The 16833-nt window shown below is 66.9% G+C and carries 16 protein-coding genes and 1 tRNA gene; 11 read left to right on the forward strand and 6 right to left on the reverse strand.

Annotated features, from left to right (window positions below; genetic code table 11):
- Positions 1-2 precede the first annotated feature (2 nt).
- Together ACO06X_RS11085 and ACO06X_RS11090 are read right to left on the reverse strand one after the other, a co-directional pair.
- The gene (locus ACO06X_RS11085) at positions 3-2180 is read right to left on the reverse strand and encodes a TonB-dependent receptor (protein ID WP_421836347.1); all 2178 of its coding nucleotides are present in this window, start codon (positions 2178-2180) and stop codon (positions 3-5) included.
- A gap of 94 nt (positions 2181-2274) precedes the next feature.
- Positions 2275-3174: a helix-turn-helix domain-containing protein gene (locus ACO06X_RS11090; protein ID WP_421836348.1), complete on the reverse strand. Its 900-nt coding sequence runs from the start codon at positions 3172-3174 to the stop codon at positions 2275-2277.
- On the opposite strand from ACO06X_RS11090, the gene ACO06X_RS11095 reads away from it, so the two are divergent.
- Positions 3127-3600 (forward strand): hypothetical protein, encoded by a 474-nt coding sequence (locus ACO06X_RS11095; protein ID WP_421836349.1) that lies wholly within the window; start codon positions 3127-3129, stop codon positions 3598-3600. The two genes, ACO06X_RS11090 and ACO06X_RS11095, sit on opposite strands and share 48 nt — an antisense overlap.
- 200 nt (positions 3601-3800) lie before the next feature.
- Here the strand turns inward: ACO06X_RS11095 and ACO06X_RS11100 are convergent.
- Positions 3801-3877, reverse strand: a tRNA-Arg gene (locus ACO06X_RS11100).
- A 162-nt stretch (positions 3878-4039) separates the two neighbouring features.
- Here ACO06X_RS11100 and ACO06X_RS11105 point away from each other — a divergent pair.
- Positions 4040-4420: a hypothetical protein gene (locus ACO06X_RS11105; RefSeq protein WP_421836350.1), complete on the forward strand. Its 381-nt coding sequence runs from the start codon at positions 4040-4042 to the stop codon at positions 4418-4420.
- A 40-nt stretch (positions 4421-4460) separates the two neighbouring features.
- Complete coding sequence (locus ACO06X_RS11110; RefSeq protein WP_421836351.1) at positions 4461-4961, forward strand: MmcB family DNA repair protein; 501 nt, start codon at positions 4461-4463, stop codon at positions 4959-4961.
- On the opposite strand, the gene ACO06X_RS11115 is transcribed toward ACO06X_RS11110, so the two are convergent.
- Positions 4958-5533, reverse strand: a complete 576-nt coding sequence (locus tag ACO06X_RS11115; protein ID WP_421839888.1) for a TMEM165/GDT1 family protein — start codon at positions 5531-5533, stop codon at positions 4958-4960. The genes ACO06X_RS11110 and ACO06X_RS11115 overlap by 4 nt on opposite strands.
- Positions 5534-5898: 365 nt before the next feature.
- Here ACO06X_RS11115 and ACO06X_RS11120 point away from each other — a divergent pair, with 365 nt between their 5' ends.
- Positions 5899-7278 carry an alginate export family protein gene (locus ACO06X_RS11120; protein ID WP_421836352.1) on the forward strand — a complete coding sequence of 460 codons (1380 nt, stop codon included), beginning with the start codon at positions 5899-5901 and terminating at the stop codon, positions 7276-7278.
- Here ACO06X_RS11120 and ACO06X_RS11125 read toward each other — a convergent pair.
- Together ACO06X_RS11125 and ACO06X_RS11130 are read right to left on the reverse strand one after the other, a co-directional pair.
- On the reverse strand, positions 7251-7436 hold the full coding sequence (locus ACO06X_RS11125) for a DUF1289 domain-containing protein (protein ID WP_421836353.1): 186 nt from the start codon (positions 7434-7436) through the stop codon (positions 7251-7253). The two genes, ACO06X_RS11120 and ACO06X_RS11125, sit on opposite strands and share 28 nt — an antisense overlap.
- Positions 7436-8761 (reverse strand): M20/M25/M40 family metallo-hydrolase, encoded by a 1326-nt coding sequence (locus ACO06X_RS11130; protein ID WP_421836354.1) that lies wholly within the window; start codon positions 8759-8761, stop codon positions 7436-7438. The genes ACO06X_RS11125 and ACO06X_RS11130 overlap by 1 nt, the downstream gene beginning before the upstream one ends.
- Before the next feature lie 287 nt (positions 8762-9048).
- Between ACO06X_RS11130 and ACO06X_RS11135 the strand changes: the two genes are divergently transcribed.
- The 7 genes from ACO06X_RS11135 (at position 9049) to ACO06X_RS11165 (ending at position 16817) form a co-directional block, all read left to right on the forward strand.
- Positions 9049-10590: a DEAD/DEAH box helicase gene (locus ACO06X_RS11135; protein ID WP_421836355.1), complete on the forward strand. Its 1542-nt coding sequence runs from the start codon at positions 9049-9051 to the stop codon at positions 10588-10590.
- 112 nt (positions 10591-10702) lie between these two features.
- Positions 10703-11413: a sterol desaturase family protein gene (locus tag ACO06X_RS11140; RefSeq protein WP_298172242.1), complete on the forward strand. Its 711-nt coding sequence runs from the start codon at positions 10703-10705 to the stop codon at positions 11411-11413.
- Positions 11410-11904 carry a DUF2141 domain-containing protein gene (locus ACO06X_RS11145; protein ID WP_421836356.1) on the forward strand — a complete coding sequence of 165 codons (495 nt, stop codon included), beginning with the start codon at positions 11410-11412 and terminating at the stop codon, positions 11902-11904. The genes ACO06X_RS11140 and ACO06X_RS11145 overlap by 4 nt, the downstream gene beginning before the upstream one ends.
- A gap of 102 nt (positions 11905-12006) precedes the next feature.
- Positions 12007-12876, forward strand: a complete 870-nt coding sequence (locus ACO06X_RS11150; protein ID WP_421839889.1) for an HpcH/HpaI aldolase/citrate lyase family protein — start codon at positions 12007-12009, stop codon at positions 12874-12876.
- Between the two features lie 130 nt (positions 12877-13006).
- Positions 13007-14413 (forward strand): hypothetical protein, encoded by a 1407-nt coding sequence (locus tag ACO06X_RS11155; protein WP_421836357.1) that lies wholly within the window; start codon positions 13007-13009, stop codon positions 14411-14413.
- A gap of 43 nt (positions 14414-14456) precedes the next feature.
- Positions 14457-15434, forward strand: coding sequence for an alpha/beta hydrolase (locus ACO06X_RS11160; RefSeq protein WP_421836358.1), 978 nt, complete (start codon positions 14457-14459; stop codon positions 15432-15434).
- A gap of 81 nt (positions 15435-15515) precedes the next feature.
- Positions 15516-16817: a M48 family metalloprotease gene (locus ACO06X_RS11165; protein WP_421839890.1), complete on the forward strand. Its 1302-nt coding sequence runs from the start codon at positions 15516-15518 to the stop codon at positions 16815-16817.
- Positions 16818-16833: the final 16 nt, after the last annotated feature.

The raw sequence follows: 16833 nt of genomic DNA on the forward strand, positions 1-16833 counted from the left end.
TCCTAGAAGCTGATATCAAGCGCAACGCCGAACGTGCGCGGCGGTTCGAGCGAGGCGACCCTGACCGATCCGAGCAAGGGCGAGACAACGGCCAGACCAGCCAGCACCCGCTCGTTGGAGAGGTTTCGGCCGAACGCCGAAACCTTCCAGCGCCGATCGGCGCTGGTCCAGTTGGCCGCGAGATCGAAGCGGGCAAAGCCGCCCTGCCGGGCATCGTCGGTATTGAATTCCGTGAAGAAGTATTCCGAACGGAATTGCACCGCGCCGTCCACCCCGATGGTGGCACCGGAGGCAAGCGGCAGCACGTACCCCGCCGAAACGCTGCCCTGCCAGCGCGACGTCAGCGGCAAGCGGTTCCCGGTCAGATCGAACCGCTGGAAGGCGCGCCGCTGATCGGTCGCGGAGAAGCTGCCGAAGCGCGCGTCGAGGTAGGAAAGCGTGGCGCCCAGCGTCAGGCCGCTGACCGGGCGAAAACTTGCCTCGGCCTCGATGCCCTTGATGGTGGAATCAGCCGCGTTGGCCAGGATCTGGCTGATCGGGCCGATCTGGACGATCTGGAGGTCCTTGTAGCTGCTGGTGAACGCAGCGAGGTTGAACCGGGCCCGGCGATCCGCCGTTTCGAGCTTTGCCCCGATCTCCCAGGTCACGTTGATTTCCGGCTTCACCGCTGGCGTAAAGGCACCAACGTTGAGCGCGCCCGACTTGAAGCCCCGCGCGACCGAACCGTAGAGCAGGATGCCCTTGGCCGGTGTCACGTCGATCCCGGCCTTGCCCGACCACTGGCCCCAGGACTTGGCCTGCGTGCCGCGGATGGTCGGCGCAAGGAACGTCAGGAATTCATCCGCCCGCTTGGCATCGTCGCTATACCGTCCGCCAAGTCGCAGCTTGATCGTGTCCGACAGCTTCAGCGAACCATCCGCATAGCCCGCCCATGCTTTGGTGTGGATCGTGCCGCCGCCATCGAAGCGGAACGGGAATGGCAGGGTGAGCGGCAGGGTCGGATCGAGGAAAGCTGCCGGCAGAAGGCCGGGCACAGTCGTCACCCGGGTCTGTTCGAATTCGAGGTAGTTGGCGCCGAACAGCCAATCGAACCCACCAGAACGCCCCTGGAGATAGCTCTCGATGCTCCATTGATGACTGCGCGTATCGAGTGTGGTGCGCGAAACCTCGCGCTCGGTGCCATCCTGATCATAGGTGATCGCGCGTTTCGAATGGCGGTAGTCGGCAATCAGGTTGACATCGATGGTGTTCGAAAGGGGCTGCTTGAGCGCGGCCGTTACCGACCACACGTCGCGCTTGTTCGCCGAAACCTGGCTCTTGAAGTTGCGCGGGCTGTCCGATGGGCGCACGCCAAAAAGGAACTGCGCAGGCTGGGGGAAGGGATCGGCAAGGATCTTCAACCCCGGGCCCACATCGTCCTGCGTGTAGCCGTTCGCGATCAGCCTCAGCGAACCCGCCCCGATCGGCACACGGACCTGCAGCCGCCCGGCAAAGCTCTTCTCGCCATCAAGCCGCGTTGGCAGCCCAGGCCCGGTAAGCTCGTTGCGGGCATAGCCGCGCAGCCGCCGCACCTGTCCGCTTGCGCGCACCAGAACGCCGCCGCCGATGTCGCCCGTGACAAAGCCGTCCGCTTCGATCCGGCCAAAATCACCAACCCGCAAGCCGACACGTCCGGCGAAAGCTGCTTCCGGCTCTGCCGAAACCAGATTGACCGCACCGCCCGTGGCATTGCGCCCATAGAGCGCGCCTTGGGGGCCGCGCAGGACCTCGACCCGTTCGAGATCGAGAAATGCGACCGCAGTGGCTTCCTGATCGGACAGATAGACCCCATCGGCATAGGTCGCGACCCCGGGATCGCCGCCGGGCGAGAAGAAGTTGTTGCCCACGCCGCGGATGAAGACCTGCGCAATGCCGAAACTCTGCGCGAAGGTCAGGCTTGGGACACGCTTGGCCAGATCGGACAGCCCGTTGTTGCCAGCGGCGCGCAATGCATCGCCGGACAAGGCCGAGATCGCGATGGGAACGTCCTGTACGCGTGAGGAACGTCGCTCTGCTGTCACGACGATGTCGGCGGCATTGTCTTGCGCCGCCGGGGCCGCGGAGGTCACCGGCTGTGCGGCCAGATCCGGCGCGAAAACCAGCGTGGCCGCTGTCGACACAATAAGCAGATGATTGCGCATGAACGATCCTCCCCTGTTGTTTTTCAGGAGTGTAGATCGCGGATCAGCGGGTGCGGAAGGACGGCAGCGCTGCCGTTCGGGCGGACAATTTCGCTCAATCTATCGGCATCTGCCGCAAGCCGGTCGGAGGTTTGCCGAACCAGCGGTTGGCGGCCCGGCGCAGGCTGCGGGCTTCCGAATAGCCCAGATCGCTGGCGATATCTTCGGTCTTGCGCCCGGCCACGATGCCGTCCCGCGCAAGCGACTGGCGCACCTCGCGATCGAGATCACGAAACCGATGGCCTTCATCCGCGAGACGCCGGCGCAGCGACGCGACCGAGATGGCCATCTCCCGGGCCACAGTCGCCTGATCGACGCGGCCCATCAGCAATCGCGCTCTCACCTGGTCCGCCGTTGCCGCAGATGCATCGGTCGCCGAATTTGCCAGTTGGCGATAGGCCTCGAAAACCAGCGTCGGCCAGAGATCGAAGGCTTCAGCCGACAAGGTGCGGGCTCCATCCGCAGCAGCATAGTGCACGGCAACGCCGTTGCCGCGCCGCTGGATCGGTGTGCCCAGCAGCGCGTATACAGCGCCCGAACCGGCTTCGGCACAAGGCGCCGCCATGATCGCGCGTGGCCGGAAGACGCTGCCGGTCATCCAGCAGATGGCGGCGTGGATCACAACGACGATCAGCTCGACATAAAGCGCCTGCTGCACACTGCGGACCGCGCCCGGCGCAAACTGCAGGACGAGATGGCGTCGGCGGTTGACGACAATTCCCAGATCGGGCCGGAGAATGCGCGCGGCGCCGGCAAGGCGTTCCAACCCGTCCGCGAGATTGGTGCCAAGCCGCATGGCGGCAAGCAGGAGCTCGAAACTGCCCTCGGGAACCACATTGGCGCCCAGTGCATGGTGCTCATCCCCCGTGCGCACGATATTGTCGCGCAGCAGGCGCCAGAACGTGAGATGGTCGATCTCGGCTGTGTCGAGCGGCAGATTCCCGGCTGCAAGCAAGGCAGCCGCACGCCCAGGCCCGAGAAGGCCTGTGAGAAGGCTGCTGGGAATCGATGGCGCTGGCATGGCGACATCTTGTGCATCGTGACCGCCGTTTTTGCTACTTGGTCCGACTTTTCCGATGCTGCGGCGTTCAATTTTCGACCGACAGCCAAAGTTGGCCCCCCCACTCGCGAATCGGCGCTCGCGAATCGGCGCCCGCGCAATGCGCCCAGCGCATTCCGCAGTCTCGATTTCTCCTTCGTGACCGGACTCGGTCCAGCCGCAGGCCCAGAGCGGAGCCATCCCGACACGCCGTGGATGTCGGCTACAACCCTGAAGCTGTCGTTGGCCGGCGCCTTCATGAATGACACATTTGCCCCAAAGAATGCCTTGCCATCGCTTGGCAAGGCGCACATCTCCCGTTCGCTGATGATCTGCAGATGAGGCCCGGGATCAAACTTCTCCGGCTCACGAAGGACTTGGCGATACGTCCGCTATGTCCCGTCGGCTGCTTGTCGAAGCCGACAGAGCCGCTGCAAGCAAACTTGGCAGGGCTCATTTGCCGTGCATTGATCCTCGCATACGCTTGTTTTCCGTACGCATTCCGTAAGGATTAGACCGGTTGCCGCTAGGGTTTTGAAAGGTGGTGCACCCGACAGGATTCGAACCTGTGGCCTCTGCCTTCGGAGGGCAGCGCTCTATCCAGCTGAGCTACGGGTGCCTGGGCAAACCGCCTAGCAGCGCCGCGCGCGGCATTCCAGTGGTTTATGGCCAGTGGTTTATGGCCAGTGGTTTATGGCCAGGGTCTCTATTGCCAGCGGATCGTAACCAGAAGTTTGCGGTTTAGCGATTTGGTAGCGGACGCGGGGATAGTCTCCCCCGCATGGCCACTCGCCCCCCCTCTCACGATGCGAATCGCGCTGGCGGCCGCGCGGCGGCGAGCCAGATGGCAATGAAGTGGAAGGCGGTACACCAGGCGGCGGCGGCGATCGGCGAACTTGCCGGAATTGCGCCCGAATACCGTTCGCCCGAGATTCGCAATTTTCCCGCGATGATGCGCGATACGGGCGGCTGGCGATATCGGCTGGCCGAACAGGGCGTGGACGATCTGGCCGCTATTCTCGAACCCGGTCTTGCCGCGCTGCTGGCACTGCATGGCAGCGGCGCGCCCGCAAGCGCGGCGGCGCTGGCGCTGTGGCAGGAATTCCACACGGCGCGCGCGGGCTTGCTCGCGCTGATCCCGCCGCTGGGGATCGAACGCTAGCGCTCTTCCCTTGTTCCATTTTTGTTCTTAAACTGGGGCCATGCTCGATTCGGCCCTCCCCGCTGCCACGCCCGTTCCCGCCGAGCGGGAGGCACAGGCCGTCGCGCGCGGGATCGGTCGGCTCTTTGCGCGCAACGGGATCTGGTGCCTGCCCGAAATGCCGCTGCGCTCCGGCCGGCGAGCGGACCTGATGGGGATCGATGGCAAGGGCCGGATCGTGATCGTGGAGATCAAGGTGGCGCGCGCCGATCTCCTCGGTGATGCGAAGTGGCCGGATTATCTGGAGTACTGCGACCGGTTCTACTGGGGGCTTGCCCCGCACCTCGACCGCGCGTGCCTCGAAACACCGGCGTTCCGGCCGGACCTGTGCGGAGTGATCGTGGCAGATGGCTATGATGCGGAGATCCTGCGCCCTGCCCCCAGCCTCCCCCTCGCCGCCGCGCGCCGCAAGGCCGAGACCGAGCGGCTGGCACGCGCGGCGCTGCGGCGGCTGGTGGTCAGCGGCGATCCGCAATGTGCCGGCTGGGGTGAGGAAAGCTAGATGACTCCCGCTGTCGCGAGCAGGAGCCAAAGGCCCAGCAGCGCGAACAGGAGCGCGGCGACCGTGCGCACGACGCCCAGCGGCACGCGCTTGACCAGTTCGCCGCCGAGCAGCACCGCAGGCACATTGGCGAGCATCATGCCAAGCGTGGTGCCCGCCGTGACCGCCAGCGCATCGTGGAAACGCGCGCCGAGCGCGATCGTGGCGATCTGCGTCTTGTCGCCCATCTCGACGAGGAAGAACGCGACGAGCGTGGTGAGAAACGCGCCGCCGCGCGAGACGGCGGGTGCTTCGTCATCATCGAACTTGTCCGGCACCAGGGTCCAGGCCGCCATGGCGAGGAAGCCGACGGCGACCGCATAGCGGAAGGCACGGCCATCGAACCACCCGGCCGCAAGCGAACCCGCCATCGCGGCGAGGAAATGGTTGGCAAGCGTGGCGACGAGAATGCCGGCGATGATCGGCAGGGGCCGCTTGAACCGCGCGGCGAGCACGATGGCGAGGAGCTGCGTCTTGTCGCCGATCTCGGCGAGGGCGACGATCGCGGTGGAGGTGAACAGAGCTTCGAGCATGGACATGTTCCGGGGCCGGGCGAGCTGATCGAGACAACGGCACCGGGCCTCCCCCGCCCGGCCGGACAGGGAAATACGGTGCCATTGGTCTCGCCCGGCAGGTGGAACGTCAACGCTCCGTGCCTGCCGCCTGCGCCATGGCCTCTCGACCAAGCATGTTGACGCGTCCGTCCGCTGGACGGGGGGACTGCGCGCGGGACGCGCAGCGGCTACTCCCCAAGTGACTGCCTGCGGCCCTAGGACCGTTTGGCACGGGCGGCAAGCCCGGTTGGACGGCGCGGCCGGATGCTCTATGCGCGGCACGGCGCGTTCACGCACCGACCCGACACCGGGAGGGGACGCGCCCCGGAACCTTGGAAGCGACCTTGACCGAGAGAGCCCTTTCCATTGCGGCGCTGGCCGCGCTTGCTGCTGCCGTGCCTGCCTCGGCAAAGCCCGGCCCCCTCGCCGAAGCGCTGGGGGCGCCCGAGGAGCTTTCGATCAGCGCGACCGTGCGCGCGCGGGTCGAGGGAATCGACGGGCAGTTCCGCCCCAGCCCTGCCGCTGCGGATTCGCTCTTTTCGCTGCGCACCACGCTCGCCATCGAATACGATGCGGGGCCGGTACGCTTCGGGGGCGAACTGTGGGATGCGCGCGCCTATGGCGAGGGGCCGACTTCGAGCATCACGACATCGGAGGTCAACACGCTCGAACTCGTGCAGGCCTATGCCAGGATCGAGTTGGGCGATGGGCGCAAGGGTGCAAAAGTCGGACACGGCATGTTGACGCTGGGCCGCCAGACCATGGATATCGGCTCGCGGCGGCTGGTCGCGCGCAACCGCTTTCGCCAGACCACCAACGGCTTTACCGGCGCGAACCTGGAATGGACCACGCAGGGCGGCACGCGGCTGCAAGCGTTCTGGACCATGCCCCAGATCCGCCGGCCCGACGATGCGCAAGGGCTGCGGGACAACCGCGTGAAGGTCGATCTGGAAACCACCCGCGTCCAGTTCTTCGGCGCGCATGCCACGTTGCGGCATGTGCTGGGCGGGACGCTCGAGACTTATGGCTACCGACTGGCCGAGCGGGACGGCGACAACCGGCAGACGCGCAACCGCCGGCTGTGGACCCTCGGCGCGCGGGCCTTCGCGCGGCCGCAGGCGGGCAAGTGGGACCACGACGTTGAAGGCGCCTACCAGTTCGGCACCGCGCGGCGCAGCGCTTTGGCGGCGGATACCGCAGACCTCGATGTCTCGGCGTGGTTCCTCCATGCCGAGGCGGGCTATACGGTGAAGGCGGTGTGGACGCCGCGCCTCGCCGCGCTGATTGACGCCGCCAGCGGCGATGGCGGCAAGGCAGGGCACTATGGCCGGTTCGATACGCTCTATGGTGCGCGGCGCTTCGATTTCGGGCCGACGGCGCTCTATGGTGCCTTGCAGCGGACCAACATCATTTCACCCGGGCTGCGGCTGGAAGCGGAGCCGGACAAGCAGACCGACGTGATGGTCTCCTACCGCGCGATGTGGCTCGAAAACCCGCGCGATGCCTTTGCGACGACTGGCGTGCGCGATGCGAAGGGCGCTTCGGGGCGCTTTGCCGGGCATCAGGCCGAGGCAAGAGTGCGGCACTGGCTCGTGCCCGCACTGCTGCAGGCCGAGACGGGCGGCGCAGTGCTGTTCAAGCACGGGGTCCTGCGCGATGCGCCCAATGCTCCGGCGAGCGGCAACAGCGTCTACGGTTATTTCGACCTGACGCTGACGCTCTGAAGGCGATCGCCCAACGCGCCGAGGATGGCGTGCTTCTGCGCGGCGCTGGCGGTGGGCCAGGCCATGATTTCCTCGATCGTGCGCGCACAGCCGCGGCACAGCTTCGTGAACGGATCGAGCGTGCAGGTGCCGGTGCAGGGGCTGGGCGGATGGTCCATCAGCGCTTTTCCGCCGCCAGCCGGCTCATGAGGAGCGCGGCGCGCTTGGCTTGCAGGGTGAGGCTGATGAGATCGACCGTCTCCGCCGGGGTATGATCCCCCTTGCTCGCGGGCCCAAGCCCGACGAGGCCCGGCACATCGGCGGCGACGAAGCTGATATCCCCCGCGCCGCGCTTGAGCGGATCGAGCGGGGCCATCGCGGGAAGGCCAAGCGCGGCGTTCACATCGTTGAGCCGGGCGAGCAGCGCGCGGTTGGCATCGGTCGGCGCCATCGGCGGGTAGCCATCCTCGAACACGATCCGGGCGGTGGCACCGGGGAAGGCGCGCGCGACGATTGCTGCCATCTTTTCCTGCGCACGGGTGTTCTGCTCGGGCGAAAGGGTGCGCAAGTCGCCACGCGCGACGGCCTTGGCCGGGATGATGTTGGTCTTCCCCGTGGCGGTGACGTGGGCCTGATCAGCGGCCAACGCAGCTTCCGCGCCGCCCGCGATCATGCCGACATTAAGCGTGAGATTGGGCTCGGGCACTTCGGCACGGATCGCGGCGAGCATGCGCGCGAGGGCATAGATCGCGCCATCGCCATCGGCACCGAACACGCCGCTCGAATGGCCGGACTTCGCGGTGACTTCGATGGTCCAGCTATAGGCCGAGCGGCGGGCGATCGAGCCCATGTCGACAAGTTTGCCATCCGGCCCGGCATCGCGGGCAAGGCCCTCGAAATCGAGTGCGACATCGGCTTTCTTGCCCTCGGCGATCAGATCGGCGCGCGCGGCGGACTGCGGATCGCCGGCGTCTTCCTCGTCGCCCGTCAGATAGGCGACGATGTTGGCCTGCTTGAGCGTGCCCGCCGCTGCCATCGCTCGCAGCGCAGCGAGCATGGCGACCACGCCGCCCTTGTTGTCCGCCACGCCGGGGCCGCTGGCGAAATCGCCCCGCCGCGTGAAAGTCTGGAACGGTGAATCCGGCTCGAACACCGTATCGAGGTGCCCGATCAGCAGCAGGCGTTTCGCTCCCGGCTTGCCGGTATGCGTGGCGACAAGATGCCCGGCGCGCCCGGTCTGTTCCATCGGCAGCCATTTCACGGTGAAGCCGAGCGCTTCGAATTCGGGCCGCACCATCGCGGCCACGGCCTTGACCCCGGCGATATTGCGCGAGCCGGAGTTCTGGTTGACCAGCTTCTCGAGCAGGGCGAGATCGCGCGCCTCGTTCGCCTCCACCGTGGCGACCATGCGCCTGTCAGGCGCAGTCAGTGCAGGCGCGGCAAATGCGCTGGCGGGGAGCAGGAGCGAGACGGCGAAGAGCGCGGAGGCAAGGCGGTGGTGCATGCCATCGTGATAGAACGAGAGGCCCGCACTTGGAAAGCCTGCAACCCTTCCGCGCAATTTCCTTGCTTTCCTGCGCAATTGCGCTTAAGCGCGGCACCAGCAGGACTGGCGAGCGGACGTTCCGCCGCAGGCCCGGGCAAGCGTGAGGTCCGCCGTTTCAGGGCGTGTACCCGCCCCGGTCGAACGGCTGCTTCGCTTGGCTTCCCCTTCACGCATGGGTCGCATGGTCGACCTTCTGCCTGCGCGCCGCATTGTGCCGTGCGCCCAAACACCCGATTGGATTCTACATGTCTTATTTCAGCGATCTCGGCCTTGCCGAGCCGATCCTCCACGCGCTTGCCAGCAAGGGCTATACCGACCCGACGCCGATCCAGCGCCAGTCCATCCCCGCGCTGCTCGAAGGGCGCGACCTGCTCGGCATCGCGCAGACCGGCACCGGCAAGACCGCCGCTTTCGCGCTGCCCTCGCTCCACCGCCTTGCGGCCGACATGAAGCCGCGCAAGCCCGCCTCGTGCCGCATGCTGGTGCTTTCGCCGACGCGTGAGCTTGCTGCGCAGATTGCCGAGAACATTGCGGCTTATGCCAAGAACCTGCGCCTGACGGTCGATTGCGTGTTCGGCGGCGTGCCGGTGGGCAAGCAGGCCCGCCGCCTCGTGCCGGGCTGCGACATCCTCGTCGCGACGCCGGGCCGCCTGCTCGACCTGATCGACCAGCGCGCGCTCACGCTCAGCCGGGTCGAGATCTTCGTGCTCGACGAGGCCGACCAGATGATGGACCTCGGCTTCATCCACGCGCTGCGCCGGGTCGCGAACCTGCTGCCCAAGGAGCGCCAGAGCCTGTTCTTCTCCGCGACGATGCCCAAGGCGATCGCGGATCTGGGCAAGCAGTTCATCAACAACCCGGTGCGCGTGGAAGTGACCCCGCAGGCGAGCACGGCCGAGCGCGTCGAGCAGTTCGTCACCTTCGTCAACCAGGCCGAGAAGCAGGCGCTGCTCACCTTGCGCATCCGTGCGCTGCTGGCTGATGGCAAGCTTGACCGCGCGCTGGTGTTCACCCGCACCAAGCACGGCGCGGACCGCGTGGTGCGCCACCTCTCTGCCGCCTCGATCAGCGCCCGCGCGATCCACGGCAACAAGAGCCAGGCGCAGCGCACCGCCGCGCTGGATGCGTTCCGCCAGGGTTCGTGCCCGATCCTTGTCGCCACTGATATCGCCGCGCGCGGGATCGACGTGACCGGGGTGAGCCACGTGTTCAACTTCGAGCTGCCCAACGTGGCCGAACAATACGTCCACCGCATCGGCCGCACCGCGCGTGCAGGTGCTGATGGCGAGGCAATCAGCTTCTGCGCGCCGGACGAGAAGCCCTACCTCAAGGACATCGAGAAGCTGACGGGCATCAAGCTCATGCCGCTGCCGCTGCCCGAAGGTTTTCTGGCCGAGGCCGCGAAGCTTCCCGCCGTCAGCCGTCAGCCCGAGGAAGCCGAGCGCGATGCGCGCCGCGATGACCGCGATGCGCGCGGACGTGGTGGCAACCGCGGCGGTGGTCAGGGACGTGGCGGCCAGGGACGTGGCGGAGAGGGTCGGGCTGCTGGACCCAATCCCAATCGGCGCGACGACCGTTCGCCCGGTGGCCGCGCGCAGGGGGTCGATGGACGTCCCCGCGATCCCAATCCGCGCAAGGTCGATGATCGTGGTCCCGTGGGCAACCCGGCCCGCGCCGAACGCGGCGACGGCCCGCAGGGCGAAAAGCCGCGCAGCTTCCGCCCGCGTGGTGGTGGCGGCGCTCCGGGTGTCGGCCAGCACCGCAACAAGGTCCGTCGGGCCATCTGATGACCGGACCGAGCCCACGCCGGCTTGTGGACTACCCCGAATGCGGGCTGTCCACGGCCGCGCGGGCTTGGCATAGGGGTGGGGTGACCCAGCCTTGCCCACTTGACCGCGCATGACCGAACTGTGGCTCTCTGCGCTGGTGATGACCGTGATCGTCGCGGTGCGCTATCTGGCGGTGAGCGGCCTGTTCGCGTGGCTGACCAAACTGGTGCGCCCCGGCCACTACAACGGGCTTGCCCGCCAGATGCGCAGCGAGATCACGTGGAGCCTTGCCTCTGCCGCGATCTACGGCGTGCCGGCAGGGATCATCGCCTGGGGCTGGCAGCATTATGGCTGGACGCGGGTCTATACCGACGTGAACGACTGGCCGCTGTGGTGGCTGCCGGTTTCCCTATTCGTTTACCTCGCGCTCCACGATACCTGGTTCTATTGGACGCATCGCTGGATGCACCGCCCGCAGGTGTTCCGGGCGGTTCATGCGGTGCACCATGCCAGCCGTCCGCCGACTGCGTGGGCGGCGATGAATTTTCACCCTGTCGAGGCCGCGATCGTCGGCCTGTTCATTCCTGCGCTGGTCTTCGTGGTGCCGATCCACGCCGGCGTGCTTGGCCTCGTGCTGATGGTGATGACCGTGATGGGCGTGACCAATCACATGGGCTGGGAACTGTTTCCCAAGGCCCTCGTTCACTCAACTGTAGGGCAATGGGTGATAACAGCCAGTCATCATCACCGTCATCACGAGCTCTATCGATGCAACTTTGGCCTCTACTTCCGCTTCTGGGATCACGTTTGCGGGACAGACAAGGGAATATCCGCGCCATGAAGCGAAAGGGGCTTACGCTGGGGCTCGCCTTGCTCACCGCGCCGCTGGCCATGGCGGCGGTGCCGCTGCCGCAGATCCAGCCGCGTCCGCAGGGGCCGGTGCAGGCCGGCCCGGCCGCGCCCAGCTCGATCCTCGTGGAGATCGACGGGCTGCGGTCCAATCGCGGCCAGATCATGGCCTGCATGACCGCCAATCCGAAGACGTTCCCCGATTGCCAGAAGGACCCCTACGCGCGGCATCTGACCGTGCCGGCGCTGAATGGCGAAACGGTACAGTTCAAGGACGTGCCGCAAGGCCGCTATGCCATCGCGCTGTTTCATGACGAAAACGGCAATGGCCGCATGGACAAGATGATGATGCTCCCGCGCGAAGGCTTCGGCTTCTCGCGCGATGCGCCGCTGCAGTTCGGCCCGCCCCGCTTCGGCGCGGCCTCGTTCCAGGTCGGCCCCGCGCAGCTGCGGACCGCCATAAAGGTCCGTTACATCCTGTAACAATCGCTTGCGCAGTGACGCGGCATCGGGAATGGGCGGGGGCCAATCGCCCCTACCCAAGTGCCCCATACTTTGTCGGAGAAGTGTGTGCCGGAATCCCTGATTCAAGCGCAGCCACTGCGCTCGCTGCTCTATATGCCTGCCAGCAACCGCCGCGCTATCGACAAGGCGCGTGCGCTGCCCTGCGATGCCGTTGCGCTCGATCTCGAAGATGCCGTCGCGCCCGAGATGAAGGACGAGGCCCGCGCCGCGCTGGTGGAGGAGCTGACGGCTGGCGGTTTCGGGCACCGGGAGATGATCGCGCGGATCAACCCGCTCGGCTCACCCTGGGGCAAGGCCGATCTCGCCGCGCTGGCCGGCTGCCCGCTCCACGCCGTGCTGGCGCCCAAGGTCGACGATGCCGCCGACGTCGTGGCGCTTTCGGTGGCGATGGACGGGGCAGGCTATGATCCCGCCGTCCGCCTGTGGGTGATGATCGAAACGCCCCGGGCGGTGCTCGCGCTGGAGCGGATCGCGGAAACGGCACGGCTCTCGCGGCTCGCCGGGTTCGTGCTCGGGCTCAATGATCTCGCCAAGGAAACCGGCATGGCGCAAGTGCCGGGTCGCGCCGGGTTCGTGCCGGTCATGGTGCAATCGCTGATGGCGGCGCGCGCGCATGGCCTCGTCCTGCTCGACGGGGTGTGCAACGCGATCGACGATCCCGCGCGGCTCGAAGCGGAATGCGTGCAGGCGCGCGAGCTGGGCCTCGACGGAAAGACGCTCATCCATCCCTCGCAGATCGAAACCGCCAACCGCGTTTTCGCACCGGCCGAAGCCGACGTGGCGGAAGCCGAAGCCATTGTTGCCGCGTTTGCGGACCCTGCGAACGCAGGCAAGGGCGCGCTCAAAGTGGGCGGCAAGATGGCCGAACTGCTCCACCGCGACATGGCGGTGCGGCTGCTGGCCAAGGCATCGGCCATCGCCGCGCGCTGATTGATCGCCCACCATTTTCGAACGCCCACCATATTCGAACGATTGCGTGCAGAGGCGCGGCGCAACTTAAACACATCTTTACCATGTTGCGCCATGACGGGACCCATCGGACGACCACGGGGACTGGTTCATGGATACGTATCGCGGCATCAGCAAGGACGGTTCAGAGGGCCAGGACCCTCTCGACTATGCCGCCGATTATACCGCTTACGAGGAATCGATCGACGAGCAGGGCACGGTCGCCGCGCCGCCACCGCCGATCGGGCAGGACGAGCGCCGCATGCAGGTGCGCGCCTACAATTTCTGGGCGAGCCTGCTGGATCAGGGGCAGTTCCCGCCTGTGCAATCGCTGCTCGATGGGCACTTGCCCGATTTTTCCGACCATTCGGTGCTGCTGCACTTCGACAACGGCATCGAGGATCCGGCGATCCCGTTCCTTGGCCAGGTGCTTGCCGATGAATGCGAGGCCGGCAGCCCGCTGCGCCGCCTGAGCGACATTCCGGGCCGCTCGCTGCTGTCGCGCATCACCGATCACTATTTGCAGATCATCGCCAACCAGGCGCCGATCGGCTTCGAGGCCGAATTCGTCAACCAGCGCGGCCGCACGATCCTGTACCGGGGCATTCTCCTGCCCTTCTCGACCGACAACACCACGATCGATTACCTTTACGGCGTGATCAACTGGAAAGAACTGGCCGACCAGCAGACCACCGACGCGCTGCTGCTGGAGATCGACCAGTCGCTGGATCAGCGCCCGAGCAGCGCCACGCTCGCGCCGCGCCGGGCAACGGTGCCGCTGGGCGGCTGGGCCGATGGGCCGGACGGAGAAATCGCCGGGTTCGAAGGCCAACAGCCACTCGATCTGGCCGAATTCGGCGCTGAAATCATCGCCGGTGAAGCGACCGATCCCGAGCACGTCCTCGCGCCGGGTGAGCTCGAACCGGCCTGCCTCGCGGACTGGCTCGCCTCGGCACGCGATCTGGCGCACATCGCCCACGCCAGCGAAGACCGCACGCGCGGCGCGCTCTATGCCGCGATCGGCCGGGCGTGGGACTTCGCACTCGCGGCCGAAGATGCGCCCGAAGACTATGCCGAAATGGTCGCCGATGCCGGCCTCACGATGCAGGCGCGTGCACCGCTGACCCCGCTGGTCAAGCTCGTGTTCGGCGCGGACTACGACAAGACGCGCATCGCGGAATACACCACCGCGCTGACCCATGCGCAGCGCCTGGCGCTCGGCTACGGCGAGCTTGGCGGTTACCTTGCCAAGGCGTCCGGCGGCCTCAAGGGCGTCGTTGCGCTGGAGCGCAAGCTGCGCCGCGAGGAAGCCGGCAAGACCGCGCCGGCGCCGCGCGCATCGCTGGTCGAGAACCTGCGCACGCTCGATCACAAGCCGCTCTATGCACTGGAACCGGACGGCGCCGAATTCGCGCTGGTGCTGGTGCGCCGTCTGGCGAGCGGCCCCGCGGTGCTGCTTGGCGAGATTGCCGATGACCAGCCGCTTCTGGAGCGCGCCGCGCGCCACCTGCTGGGCTGAGGGGCCGCTTTCCCGCCTGAACAAAACCGTCTAGCCATGCGCCATGGCTGACCTAACGATCCTGAAACGCGCACCCGGCAAGCCGCGCCGCCGCTGGCTCCTGTGGACGCTGGCCGTGCTCGCACTGCTCGGCGTGGGTGGGTTTCTGCTTTATCGGCAAGCGCTTGCGACGGAAGCCGTGGCGATGCTCGACAGCGCGGACCGCGTGCTGCGCGGGGGCGACGGCATGATCCGCGACGTTGCATCTGTGCGGTATGGCAGCGATCCGGCGCAGAAGCTGGAGATGTTCCTGCCTGCCGATACCGGTTCGGCGAAGGGACCGCTGCCGATCGTGGTGTTCATCCACGGCGGAGGCTGGCGCTCGGGCGATCCGCATGATTATCGCTTCATCGCCCGCGCGCTGGCACCGCAAGGCTATGCCGTGGTGCTGGCGGGCTACCGGCTCTATCCCAAGGCGCGCTATCCCGGGATGCTGGAGGATGGCGCCGCCGCGCTGCGCTGGGTGGCGGACCATGCCGCAAAGCTTGGCGGTGATCCTGCCCGCGTCGTGCTGATGGGGCACTCCGCCGGGGCCTACAACGCGGTCATGCTCGGGCTCGACAAGCGCTGGCTAGCGGCTCGCGGCCTTTCGGCGGATGCCCTGCGCGGGGTGGTCGGGCTTGCCGGTCCCTATGATTTCTATCCCTTCGATTCCGCCGCCACCAAGCTGAGCTTCGGCAAGGCGCCCGATCCTGAAGAGACCCAGCCGGTTGTCCACGCCCGCGCCGGGGGCCCGCCGCTGCTGCTCGTCCACGGCACCGCCGATACGCGGGTGCGCCCGCGCAATTCGGTGGAGCTTGCCCGCACGATGACCCGCGCCGGCGCGCCGACGCGGGCCGTGCTGCTGGACGGCGTGACCCACGAAGGCCTGATCATGATATTCGCGCGGCCCTTCTCGCACGATCCGCGCGCGCTGGATGCGGTGCTGCCGTTCCTGGCCAAGGTGACCGCTTCACCGGCGGTTCAGGCGCATGGCGGATAAGCTGCGCGCATCGTGACACGGTCCCTCCCCCGCCGCATCGGCCGCGCGTTGGCGGCCTCCATCGCCTTGCTGCTCGCTCCGATGCCGGCCGCGGCGCAATCGGTGCTGCGCGATGCCGAGACCGAAGCCTTCTTTCAGGACATGGCCGCGCCGATCGTGGCAGCGGCGGGCTTCAATCCGCGTGCGATCGATCTCGTGCTGCTCAACGATCCCTCGATCAACGCCTTCGTGGCGGGCGGGCAGGCGGTCTACATCCATTCGGGCCTGATCAGTGCGGCGGACAACGCGCAGGAAGTGCAAGGCGTCTTCGCGCACGAACTGGGTCACATCACCGGCGGCCACGTGATCCGGGGCGACGAGGGCGGCAAGCCAGCCACCGGCATAACCATCCTCAGCCTGCTGCTGGGCGCGGCGGCGGCGGCGGCCGGTTCCGGGGACGCGGGCATCGGCATTCTCATGGCCGGCCAGCAGGCCGCGCTCGGCAAGTACCTCGCCTTCAGCCGCGCACAGGAATCCTCGGCCGATGCGGCGAGCGTGGGTTTCCTCTCCAAGGCCGGAATTTCGGGCAAGGGCTCGGTCGATTTCTTCAAGAAGCTGCAGAACATGGAGTTCCGCTATGGCTTCAAGCGCGATGCCGATGCGGAGTTCTATTCGACCCACCCGATGACGGCAGACCGCCTGACGACGATGCAGGACAGCTTCTCGCAGGATCCGGCGTGGAATGCGCCGCCCGATCCCGCGCTGCAGGCGCGGTTCCTGCGGGTGAAGGCCAAACTGGTGGGCTATCTGGCGGAGCCTGCCGCCACGCTCGCCGCCTATCCCGAATGGATGCAGGACGCGCCCGCACACCTTGCCCGCGCTTATGCCTTCCACAAGGAAGCGCTGATGGACAAGGCGCTCGCGGAAACCGACGCATTGCTCAAGATGGACCCCAACGATCCCTACGCGCTCGAACTGAAGGGGCAGGTCCTGCTCGAATCGGGGCGGCCGAAGGAAGCGCTCGAACCGCTGCGCCGCGCGACCGAGCTGACCCAGAACACGCCGCTGATCGCCACCACGCTGGGCCATGCGCTGCTGGCGACCGAGGACAAGGCCAATTTCCCCGAGGCACAGCGCGTGCTCAAGACCGCTGTGGCGCGTGATCGCGACAATCCCTTCGCGTGGTACCAGCTCGGCGTGGTCTATGAAGCGCAGGGCGATATTCCGCGCGCACGGCTGGCCAGTGCGGAGCAGCAGCTGGGTGAAATGCAGCTGCCAGAGGCGCTGCGCAGCGCCGAGGCGGCAGAAGGCGCGCTGCCCAAGGGCTCGCCCGATTGGCTGCGCGCGCAGGATATCGCAATGTCGGCACGCGCGATGATTGAGCGGATGAAGAAGTCGCGGTAGCGCGGGGCAAGCGGCC

It is taken from the genome of Novosphingobium sp. (assembly GCF_965229225.1).
Lineage (GTDB): Bacteria > Pseudomonadota > Alphaproteobacteria > Sphingomonadales > Sphingomonadaceae > Novosphingobium.